The organism is Streptomyces sp. enrichment culture, from assembly GCF_964272855.1.
Taxonomy (GTDB): domain Bacteria; phylum Actinomycetota; class Actinomycetes; order Streptomycetales; family Streptomycetaceae; genus Streptomyces.
The window spans coordinates 3,779,441-3,790,000 of sequence record NZ_OZ186847.1; the positions used below are offsets into that span (position 1 = coordinate 3,779,441).

The 10,560-nt window shown below is 68.5% G+C and carries 7 protein-coding genes, 2 rRNA genes and 2 pseudogenes (1 of these 11 running past the window's edge); 1 reads left to right on the forward strand and 10 read right to left on the reverse strand.

The features are described 5' to 3' along the window. Positions 1 to 31: 31 nt before the first annotated feature. Positions 32 to 1,261: a DUF5667 domain-containing protein gene (locus tag ACSU6L_RS16225; RefSeq protein WP_437057510.1), complete on the forward strand. Its 1,230-nt coding sequence runs from the start codon at positions 32 to 34 to the stop codon at positions 1,259 to 1,261. A 120-nt stretch (positions 1,262 to 1,381) separates the two neighbouring features. Here ACSU6L_RS16225 and ACSU6L_RS16230 read toward each other — a convergent pair. The 10 genes and pseudogenes from ACSU6L_RS16230 to ACSU6L_RS16275 form a co-directional block, all read right to left on the reverse strand. Continuing rightward, positions 1,382 to 2,442, reverse strand: a pseudogene (locus ACSU6L_RS16230) (lysophospholipid acyltransferase family protein). 14 nt (positions 2,443 to 2,456) lie between these two features. Then, on the reverse strand, positions 2,457 to 3,536 hold the full coding sequence (locus tag ACSU6L_RS16235) for an NAD-dependent epimerase/dehydratase family protein (protein WP_437057512.1): 1,080 nt from the start codon (positions 3,534 to 3,536) through the stop codon (positions 2,457 to 2,459). 233 nt (positions 3,537 to 3,769) lie between these two features. Beyond that, positions 3,770 to 3,868: a 30S ribosomal protein bS22 gene (locus ACSU6L_RS16240; protein WP_003948845.1), complete on the reverse strand. Its 99-nt coding sequence runs from the start codon at positions 3,866 to 3,868 to the stop codon at positions 3,770 to 3,772. Positions 3,869 to 4,021: 153 nt separating this feature from the next. After that, positions 4,022 to 4,234 carry a helix-turn-helix domain-containing protein gene (locus ACSU6L_RS16245; protein ID WP_158074536.1) on the reverse strand — a complete coding sequence of 71 codons (213 nt, stop codon included), beginning with the start codon at positions 4,232 to 4,234 and terminating at the stop codon, positions 4,022 to 4,024. Between the two features lie 129 nt (positions 4,235 to 4,363). Further along, entirely contained in the window at positions 4,364 to 5,179 is an 816-nt protein-coding gene (locus ACSU6L_RS16250) for a phosphatase (protein ID WP_437057513.1), read from the reverse strand. 573 nt (positions 5,180 to 5,752) lie between these two features. After that, entirely contained in the window at positions 5,753 to 6,925 is a 1,173-nt protein-coding gene (locus ACSU6L_RS16255; protein WP_437064918.1) for an acetoin utilization protein AcuC, read from the reverse strand. Continuing rightward, positions 6,876 to 8,099 (reverse strand): MFS transporter, encoded by a 1,224-nt coding sequence (locus ACSU6L_RS16260; RefSeq protein ID WP_437057515.1) that lies wholly within the window; start codon positions 8,097 to 8,099, stop codon positions 6,876 to 6,878. The genes ACSU6L_RS16255 and ACSU6L_RS16260 overlap by 50 nt, the downstream gene beginning before the upstream one ends. Before the next feature lie 60 nt (positions 8,100 to 8,159). Beyond that, positions 8,160 to 8,809: pseudogene (locus tag ACSU6L_RS16265) on the reverse strand (HAD family hydrolase). Positions 8,810 to 8,871: 62 nt separating this feature from the next. Then, positions 8,872 to 8,988 (reverse strand): 5S ribosomal RNA (gene rrf, locus ACSU6L_RS16270). An 89-nt stretch (positions 8,989 to 9,077) separates the two neighbouring features. Then, a 23S ribosomal RNA gene (locus ACSU6L_RS16275) occupies positions 9,078 to 10,560 on the reverse strand; it runs 1,639 nt beyond the window's last position.

Sequence of the window (10,560 nt, forward strand, 5' to 3'; positions counted from 1 at the left end):
TCGACCGTCATGACGAGAGGAGGTGCCGCCAGTGATCGCGAACGTATCGGCGCACCGGCGGGCGAACGCCTTCGCCCAGGCTCTGGAGGAGCAGCCCGACCGGGACACGGCGGCCGAGCAGTCCGCGGCCTCCGCACCGGTGGCCGCGGAACCGACCGAGCAGGGCCGCCTGTTGGCCCTCGCGACCAGTCTCGGCGAACTGCCCAAACCGGAGCTGGACCCCGAGGTCAAGGTCGTCCAACGGGCCCAGCTGGTGGCCGCGATGGAGGCCATGCTGCAGGAGGGCGACCAGGCGGCGAACCCTTCGGTGCCCGAACAGCGGCGCCCCCGCGGCGCACACCGGGCGACCTCACTGGGAAAGCTCCGGCCGCGCACCCGGCTGGCCAAAGGCCTCACCGCCGGCGGCCTCAGCGTGGGTGTGGCCGCCGGCGCCTTCGGCGGAGTCGCCGCTGCCAGCTCGGACGCCCTGCCCGGTGACTCGCTCTACGGCCTCAAACGCGGCATCGAGGACTTCAAACTCAACCTCGCCGACGGAGACGACGAGCGCGGCGAGATGTACCTCGACCAGGCATCCACCCGCCTGAACGAAGCCCGTCGGCTGATGGAACGCGGCCGTGGCGGCCACCTCGACCACGAATCCCTGGGCGAGGTCCGCCGCGCCCTGTCCGGCATGCAGCACGACGCCTCCGAAGGCCACCGGCTGCTCAGCGCGGCCTACCAGCGCGACCCCGAGTCCCTGGGCCCCATCCAGGCGCTCTCCGCCTTCTCCCGCTCCCACCGCGAGACCTGGGGCGCGCTCCGCGACAAGCTGCCGCTCCAGCTCGGAGACGTCAGCGAACAGGTGTCGTCGGTCTTCGACGCCATAGACCAAGAGGTCGCCCCGCTGCAGTCCCTGCTCCCCCAGCCCCCGGCCCGGGGCGGCGGCACGGACGGCACCCAGCGGAGCCCGGGCGCGGGACAGTCCCCCGGCGCCTCCGGCACCGGCCGCTCCTCGACGCCCAGCACCGGCAGCGGCAGCGGCACCGCCGACACGGGCCACTCCGGCAGCAGCAGCCGGCCCAGCCAGTCCGCCGACTCCGGCGGCGAGAGCGACGGCCTGCTCGGCGGCAACACCGGCGGCCTGCTCGACCCGCCGCAGGACACCGGCAGCGCCTCCCCTCCGCAGAGCAAGGCGCCGACCGCCGAACCCGACGTCACCCTCCCGCCGCTCCTGCCGGGCCTGCTGCCCGGCCTGGGCATCGAGGCGGAGGACGCGGAGTAGGACGATGAACGCGACGGGGGCGCCCCTTTCACCGGGCGCCCCCGTCGCGTTCACAAGGGGACCACTCGCTCAGAAGAAGCACTCGCTCAGAAGAACCGTTCGTTCAGAAGAACCGTTCGTTCAGAAGAACACCGAGCGCCGCTGCACCAGCAACTTGTACAGCGTGTGCTGGATCTGCTCCCTGACCTGGTCCGTCAGGTTGAACATCAGCATCGGATCGTCCGCCGCCTCCGCCGGATACCCGTCCGTCGGGATCGGCTCCCCGAACTGGATCGTCCACTTCGTCGGCAGCGGGATCGCCCCCAGCGGCCCCAGCCACGGGAACGTCGGCGTGATCGGGAAGTACGGAAAGCCCAGCAGCCGCGCCAGCGTCTTCGCGTTGCCGATCATCGGGTAGATCTCCTCCGCCCCGACGATCGAGCAGGGATGATCGGAGCGCCCTGCCGCAGCGCCGTCGAGACGAAACCGCCCCGGCCGAACCGCTGGAGCTTGTAGCGCTCGCTGAAGGGCTTCCCGATGCCTTTGAAGCCCTCCGGCATCACCCCGACCAGCTCGCCCTGCGCCAGCAGCCGCTCCGCGTCCTCCGCGCACGCCAGGGTGTGCCCCAGCTTGCGGGCCAGCTCGTTGACGACCGGCAGCACGAAGACCAGATCGGCGGCGAGCAGCCGCAGATGCCGCCCGGCCGGATGGTGGTCGTGGACGGCGACCTGCATCATCAGCCCGTCCAGCGGCAGTGTCCCCGAATGGTTGGCGACGATCAGCGCACCGCCCTCCGCCGGGATGTTCTCGATGCCCTTCACCTCGACCCGGAAGTACTTCTCGTACACCGGCCGCAGCAGCGACATCAGGACCTGGTCGGTCAGCTCCTCGTCGTACCCGAAGTCGTCGACCTCGTAGTCCCCGGTCAGCCGGCGCCGCAGGAAGGCGAGCCCGCCCGCGATCCGCCGCTCCAGGCTCCCGTCGTCCCCGTCCGCCCGGGCCACGGGCACCTCCGGTACGTCCTCCGGTGCCGCCTCCCGCGTCGGCAGGGCCTGGACCTCGCCGACCTCGCCGGCCTCACGCACCCGCGCCGGCTCCCCGCTGCCGCGCCGGCTCCCCGCACTCCGGCGCCGCGGCGGCCGCTGCACGGCGCCCCCGCGGGACCGGTCGTCGTCGAACGGAATGACCTTGGCGTCCGCCATCGTTGCTGCGCTCCTCAGTTGGCGCTGTGCGTCGGGGGGTGGCTCGGGGAGTAGTGGGTGACGCCCGGCTCGGGCAGCGCCGCGGCGAGCCGGTCCACGGCCCCCGCGAGGGCCTCCGGCGGCAGGAGTCCGGGGCCATGCCCCCGGGCGAAGTCCGCGAACGTCTCCGCGCTGGTGTACTTCGGCCGGAACCCCAGCGTCTCGCGCATCTGGGTGGTGTCCACCACCCGGCCATGGGTGAGCAGCCGGATCTGCTCGGGTGAGAAGTCCGTCATCCCCAGCGTCCGCACCAGCGAGCCCGCCCAGGTCACCGCGGGCAGCAGCAGCGGCACCGTGGGCCGCCCGAGACGCCGCGAGCACTGGGAGAGCAGCAGCACGCCGTCGCCGGCGATGTTGAAGGTGCCGCTGTTGAGGGTGCCCCGGGCCGGCTCGTGCGAGGCGAGCCGCAGCACCTGGATGACGTCGTCCTCGTGCACGAACTGCAGCCGCGGGTCGTAGCCGAACACGGTCGGCAGCACCGGCAGCGCGAAGTAGGAGGCGAGCGGCGAGTCCGCGCTCGGGCCCAGGATGTTGGCGAACCGCAGCACGCACACGGCGACGTCCGGACGCCGCCGGGCGAACCCGCGAACGTACCCCTCGACCTCGACGGTGTCCTTGGCGAAGCCGCCGCTGGGCAGCGACTTCGGCGGGGTGGTCTCGCTGAACACGGCCGGATCGCGCGGCGCGGACCCGTACACGTTCGTACTGGACTTCACCACCAGCCGCTGCACCGACGGGGACTTCTGGCAGGCGCCGAGCAGCTGCATCGTCCCGATGACGTTGGTCTCCTTGACCGTTGTCCGGCTGCCGCTGCCCAGCGCGGTGGCCGTGACGTCCATGTGGACGACCGTGTCGGCGCCGGTCTCCGCGAGGACCCGGGCGATCGTGGGCTGCCGGATGTCCGCCTGGACGTAGTCGGCCCCGCCCAGATGGTGTTCGGGCGGCACCGCGTCCACGGCGACGACCCGGTCCACCTCCGGATCACGCTGGATGCGCCGTACGAACCGGCCCCCCAGCGGGCGGGCCACTCCGGTGACGAGCACGACCTTGCCCAAGATCAGCGCCTTCCTTCGTACGTGCCGTACTGCCGTACCTGCGTCTTCGCTCGTACCCTGCCGCGTTCCCCGCTGTCGGCCAACTTAGCGGGTCGATGCGGCCCTGTGACGACCGCCTGAGGCGTGACGCGGCGGAAAACATGCGAGAAAAACACGCGAGAAACGCGAGTGGCCCCCCACCGGAAACGGTGGAGGGCCACAGACACGCTGTCGCAGCGTTGTGGTGCGTCGCCTTACTTCTTGTTACGACGCTGAACGCGCGTGCGCTTGAGCAGCTTGCGGTGCTTCTTCTTGGCCATCCGCTTGCGCCGCTTCTTGATAACAGAGCCCACGACTACCCTCGCTCACTTCTCATCACTCGGTGTTTGGGCGCCATGGGCCCACACGACCTACGAGGGGCTAGCCTACCCGCCCGAGCGCTGAGGTCGTAATCGGGGGACCGGGGAGATCGAAAAGTGCCCTGTGATGATCCCCCCGGATCGCCGTCAGGCCGATTCCACCCCCACGTAGCTGTCGCGAAGGTACTCGTGAACCGCGTTCTCCGGGACCCGGAAGGACCTTCCGACCCGGATCGCGGGCAGATGACCGCTGTGCACCAGGCGGTACACGGTCATCTTCGACACTCGCATCACCGAGGCGACTTCCGCCACGGTAAGGAACTGAACCTCACTCAGAGGCCTCTCGCCAGCTGCAGCCATGACACACCTGAACCTTCCGCACTCGACGGCCACCGGCTTCCCCTTCCGGTGACTCTTCGTCGCTGCGTGCTCACTCCCCAATGTAGGGGCGGGTGATGCAAGTGGGGAAGAGGTGCACCCATCGGCGGCCTACTGTGACAGACACGCTCGATTGAGTACGTAGCGGGTAAGCGGCCTGTAGCAATCAGACCGCACAGCGTCATCAACCGGAACGACGACGGCCACGCACCCCTCCGCCTGCCCCACGAAGAGCGCGGGGTCGTCGGTGTCAGCCAGCCCAATGGCCTCAAACCCCAGCTGACCTGCTCCGCAGACCCATCCATGGTCCCCGATCACCAGCTCCGGAAGCGGCCCGCCGGCCTCCGCGGCAGCGGCCAGCGCGGTACGAATCGGGAGCGGGGAGTGGGTGTGTGCGCCGGTCGCACAACCGCGGCCACGGGCACCGGGTTCCCGCACCAGCGCGACTCCTCGTACGTAGTCGAGGTTGTGCGTGCGTAGGCCGAACCGGGTCGTTATGTCGACACAGCGACCCTTCGCCGGTGTGAGAACAGCACAGCCGGCCGCCGACAGGGCGTCCGCCAAGGCGGCGTAGAAGCCGAGCAGCCGGTGCGGGTGCCCGGTCCCCAACAGCACCGGCGCCCGCCGCCGCGCGGCCGCGCCGACCCGCTCGGCGAAGGCGTCCAGGGCGGCGACGGTCAGCTCGGGATCAATCAGATCCGGACCCGAAACGCACCCCATGTCCCCAGAAACGCCACACCTTTCAGCCATCAACCCGACCAAATCCGGCACCTGCCAAGCCCCGACCGGATCAACCCCGATCACGACCCGAGGATCCCGAGCAGCGAACAACCGATAGCTCCGCAGGCTCTCCTCCCGCCCGGTGGCCACCCTCCCGGCCAGCCCCACGGCCAGCAGGTGCTCCCGCAGAACCCCGCCACTCACCATGCGCCGATGGTGCCGGAGGAAACCTTCCCGCACCCGGCGAATGAAGGAATACCGCGCGGTCGGCGTAACGGAGCTCGGGCCGCCGGGCCGCCACCCACCGGACCGCGGACACCTCACGCAGTCCCGGCCGCCGGACCGCCACCCACCAGGCCGCAGACACCTCACCGGCGCCCCCTCCAGCCGTGGACACCCCGCCCGCGCTGACTCAAGGCCGCGGGCACCCCTCCAGCGCCCGCACGGACGCCTCACCGCGTCCACTCCAGCTGCGGTGCGGGGCATGCGTGCCGCCGAGGACGCCGGGCTACGCCGGTCAGCCGCGTGGCATACGGGTCGCCAAGGCCGGCGCGCTACGCCGGTTAGCCGCGGGCATGCGTGCCGCCAAGGGCGGCACGGGTGGGCGCGGCGGCACCCCGCCAGCGCCGGGCCGCGCGAACACCCCCGGCCAGTCCCGACGCCGAGCACGGCAAGAGCACCGGCGCCTCAGCAAACCTCACGCCGGGCACGGCAGCAGCACCGGCACCTCAACCAAGCCTCACGCCGAGCACCGCAAAACACCGGCGCCCCCCAACCCCCCTACGCCAACAACCCCCGCAACGGAAACACCGCCCGCCGAACCGCCAGCACCGCCTGGTCCAACCGATCCGCAGGGTCGTACCCCGCCTCCCAGTCCCCCCAAGCCACGGGCCACCGCCCATCCGTCATCCGCGCCGGCCCCAACTCCCGAGTCCGCGCGAACACCTCCCGCCGCCAACTCTCCGGAATCACCGTCTCCGGCGCGATCTCCCGCCCCGCCGCGATCCCCACGAGATGCGTCCACGACCGCGGCACCACCTCCACCACGGCGTACCCCCCACCCCCGAGCGCCACCCACTTCCCGTCCGCGTACTCGTGCGCCAGCTCATGACACGCCACCTGCACCGCCCGCTGCGCGTCCAGCGACACCGCCAGATGCGCCAACGGATCCTCGAAGTGCGTATCCGCCCCGTGCTGCGTCACCAGCACCTGCGGCCGGAAGTCCGCGATCAGCTCCGGCACCACCGCGTGGAACGCGCGCAACCACCCCGCGTCACCGGTCCCCGCCGGCAACGCCAGATTCACGGCGCTGCCCTCCCCGGCCCCCGCCCCCGTCTCCTCCGGCCACCCGGTCTGCGGGAACAACGTCCGGGGATGCTCGTGCATCGAGATGGTGAGAACCCGCGGATCCTCCCAGAACGCCGCCTGCACCCCGTCCCCGTGATGCACGTCGACGTCCACGTACGCGACCCGCTCGGCCCCCAGCTCCAGCAGCCGCGCGATCGCCAGCGACGCGTCGTTGTAGACGCAGAATCCCGCCGCGCTCCCGGGCATCGCATGATGCAACCCACCCGCGAAGTTCACCGCGTGCAGCGCCTGCCCCCGCCACACCGCCTCCGCCGCCCCCACGGACAGCCCGGCGATCAGCGAGGACACCTCGTGCATCCCGGCGAACGCCGGATCGTCCATCGTCCCGAGCCCGTACGACCCGTCGGCCGACTTCGGATCCGCCGATGCCGCCTTCACGGCAGCGATGTAGTCCTCGCGGTGGACGAGCCGCAGCGTCGACTCGCCCGCCGGCCTCGCCGCCACGACCTCCATCTCCCGGTCGAGCCCGAACGCCTCGATCAGTCGCCGGGTCAGGGCCAGCCGGACCGGATCCATCGGATGCCCCGGCCCGAAGTCATACCCCGTTACTGCCTCGTCCCACATCAGCTGTGCGCGGCCGCTCATGCCCGCCACCGTATCGGTCAGGTTGAGCGGCGAACGACCGGGCGTACACGAGCGTCACCAGGACCAACACCATCGGCACGAGCATCGCCCCCCGGTAGCCGAACGCATCCCCCAACACCCCCACCAACGGCGAACCGATCAAAAACCCCACATAGTTGAAAACGTTCAGGCGCGCGACGGCTACATCGGAAGCCCCGGGGAACAACCGCCCCGCCGCCGCGAAAGTCTGCGGCACCAGCACACACAGCCCGACGCCCACCAGCGTGAACCCGAGCATCCCCGCCCACGCCCCAGGCGCCCCGGCCACCACCGCGAACCCCACCGCCGCCACCAGCGCCCCACCCCGTACGACCGCCACGGCCCCGAGCCGCCGCACCCCGAGGTCCCCGATGGCCCGCCCCACCAGCGTGGTCACCATGTAGACGTTGTACGGAACCGTCGCCAGTTGCTCGGAACTCCCCAGCACGTCCTGGAGGTACTTCGCGCTCCAGTTGGAGACGGTCGAGTCGCCGATATAGGCGAACGTCATGACCACACACAGCGGAAGCAATGCCTTGAGCGCGACCCCACCGCCTCCGGCCTCCCCCTTCCCCGCCCGGCCGCCGTCCGGCTCCGCACCCCCGTCGACGTACCACCGGCTCCCCACCAGACACAGCGGCAACAGCACCCCCACCACCGGCAGATAGGACACGAACAGCGCCAGATCCCACCGCGCCCCCACCCACGCCAGCGAGGCTCCCAGAATCCCGCCGAGGCTGTACGCGGCATGAAAGCCGAGCATGATGCTCCGCCCGTACGACCGCTGCAGGCTCACCCCGAGCATGTTCATCGAGGCGTCCAACGCCCCCACCGCCAGCCCGAACACCCCCAGCGCGACAGCCAGCTCCCCCACCCGCTCCCCCGCCCCCACCCCGAGGAGCGCCAGGAGCACGACGGGCTGCGACCACCGCAGCACCGCACTGGGCGCGACCCGCCGCACCAGCCACTCGGTCGCCACACTCCCGATCCCGGCCAGCACCGGCACGGCCGCGAGGAACGCCGGCAGCAGCGCGTCCGACACCCCGTACCGGTCCTGGATCGCCGGAATCCGCGTGACGAGCAGCGCGAACGCGACACCCTGAGCGAAGAAACCGAACGCCAACGAGGCCCTGCCGCGCCGCAGCACATCAGTCATGGCGGCGAGCGTAGGGCCCTGTCGTACGGCTGGGTATATCCAGCCAAAGATGAATTTCCCTCAGCTTGAACCGAGCAGGCCGACCAGCTCCCCCATGTCGGAGAACAGCCCAGTGGCCCCCGCCAGCTTCGCGGCCGGCGTCATCGCCGTGAACCCGTACACGTCCATGCCCGCCGCGACAGCCGCCTGCACGCCCAGCGGACTGTCCTCGACGACGACACAACGCTCCGGCGCCACGCCCATCCGCTCCGCCGCGTACAGGAACAGATCCGGCGCCGGCTTCCCCCGCCCGACGTCCTGCGAGCTGAAGATCCGGCCCTCGTCGAACCACCGTCCCAGCCCGGCCACCCGATGCCCCACCCGGATCCGCTCATGACTCCCGGAGGAGGCCACACAGTACGGCACGCCGTCCGCGGCCAGCTTCCCCAGCACCTCGTCGGCCCCGCTCACCGCCTTCAACTCCTGCTCGAACGCGGCGAACACCCGGGCATGGAAGACGTCGTCGAACTCCTCGGGCAGCCGCTGCCCCGTCCGCTCGGCGATCAGTTCATGGATCCGATGCATGGCGGACCCCATGTAGTCCGAATGGAGTCCTCATACGTCGTCGGATGCCCCAGTTCGGTGAGATAGGCCGCCAGATGCCGGTTGGAGATCGGCTCACTGTCGACGAGAACACCGTCGTTGTCGAAGATGACAAGGTCATAGCGCATGCTCTAGACCCTAAACGCAGAAAACCCCCGTGCCGGATGGCACGGGGGTTTTCCCAAAAATTGTTCGGCGGCGTCCTACTCTCCCACAGGGTCCCCCCTGCAGTACCATCGGCGCTGTGAGGCTTAGCTTCCGGGTTCGGAATGTAACCGGGCGTTTCCCTCACGCTATGACCACCGAAACACTATGAAACTGACAACCGGAGCCGCAACACATCGGCTACGACGGCTGTTCGTGGTTTCAGAACCAACACAGTGGACGCGAGCAACTGAGGACAAGCCCTCGGCCTATTAGTACCGGTCAACTCCACCAGTTACCTGGCTTCCATATCCGGCCTATCAACCCAGTCGTCTACTGGGAGCCTTACCCCATCAAGTGGGTGGGAGTCCTCATCTCGAAGCAGGCTTCCCGCTTAGATGCTTTCAGCGGTTATCCCTCCCGAACGTAGCCAACCAGCCATGCCCTTGGCAGAACAACTGGCACACCAGAGGTTCGTCCGTCCCGGTCCTCTCGTACTAGGGACAGCCCTTCTCAAGACTCCTACGCGCACAGCGGATAGGGACCGAACTGTCTCACGACGTTCTAAACCCAGCTCGCGTACCGCTTTAATGGGCGAACAGCCCAACCCTTGGGACCGACTCCAGCCCCAGGATGCGACGAGCCGACATCGAGGTGCCAAACCATCCCGTCGATATGGACTCTTGGGGAAGATCAGCCTGTTATCCCCGGGGTACCTTTTATCCGTTGAGCGACGGCGCTTCCACAAGCCACCGCCGGATCACTAGTCCCGACTTTCGTCCCTGCTCGACCCGTCGGTCTCACAGTCAAGCTCCCTTGTGCACTTACACTCAACACCTGATTGCCAACCAGGCTGAGGGAACCTTTGGGCGCCTCCGTTACCCTTTAGGAGGCAACCGCCCCAGTTAAACTACCCATCAGACACTGTCCCTGATCCGGATCACGGACCCAGGTTAGACATCCAGCACGACCAGAGTGGTATTTCAACGACGACTCCACGAACACTGGCGTGCCCGCTTCAAAGTCTCCCACCTATCCTACACAAGCCGAACCGAACACCAATATCAAACTGTAGTAAAGGTCCCGGGGTCTTTCCGTCCTGCTGCGCGAAACGAGCATCTTTACTCGTAGTGCAATTTCACCGGGCCTATGGTTGAGACAGTCGAGAAGTCGTTACGCCATTCGTGCAGGTCGGAACTTACCCGACAAGGAATTTCGCTACCTTAGGATGGTTATAGTTACCACCGCCGTTTACTGGCGCTTAAGTTCTCAGCTTCGCCAGGACGAATCCTAGCTAACCGGTCCCCTTAACGTTCCAGCACCGGGCAGGCGTCAGTCCGTATACATCGCCTTACGGCTTCGCACGGACCTGTGTTTTTAGTAAACAGTCGCTTCTCGCTGGTCTCTGCGGCCACCCCCAGCTCACCGAGTAAATCGGATCACCGGGTGTGGCCCCCCTTCTCCCGAAGTTACGGGGGCATTTTGCCGAGTTCCTTAACCATAGTTCACCCGAACGCCTCGGTATTCTCTACCTGACCACCTGAGTCGGTTTAGGGTACGGGCCGCCATGAAACTCGCTAGAGGCTTTTCTCGACAGCATAGGATCATCCACTTCACCACAATCGGCTCGGCATCAGGTCTCACCCTGCATGAGTGGCGGATTTGCCTACCACTCGGGCTACACCCTTACCCCGGGACAACCACCGCCCGGGATGGACTACCTTCCTGCGTCACC

Bases quoted from the DNA above. Each gene is read 5' to 3' on its own strand.
- ACSU6L_RS16245 (WP_158074536.1), bottom strand. From the start codon at position 4,234: ATGGCTGCAGCTGGCGAGAGGCCTCTGAGTGAGGTTCAGTTCCTTACC.
- ACSU6L_RS16250 (WP_437057513.1), bottom strand. From the start codon at position 5,179: ATGGTGAGTGGCGGGGTTCTGCGGGAGCACCTGCTGGCCGTGGGGCTG.
- ACSU6L_RS16255 (WP_437064918.1), bottom strand. From the start codon at position 6,925: ATGAGCGGCCGCGCACAGCTGATGTGGGACGAGGCAGTAACGGGGTAT.
- ACSU6L_RS16260 (WP_437057515.1), bottom strand. From the start codon at position 8,099: ATGACTGATGTGCTGCGGCGCGGCAGGGCCTCGTTGGCGTTCGGTTTC.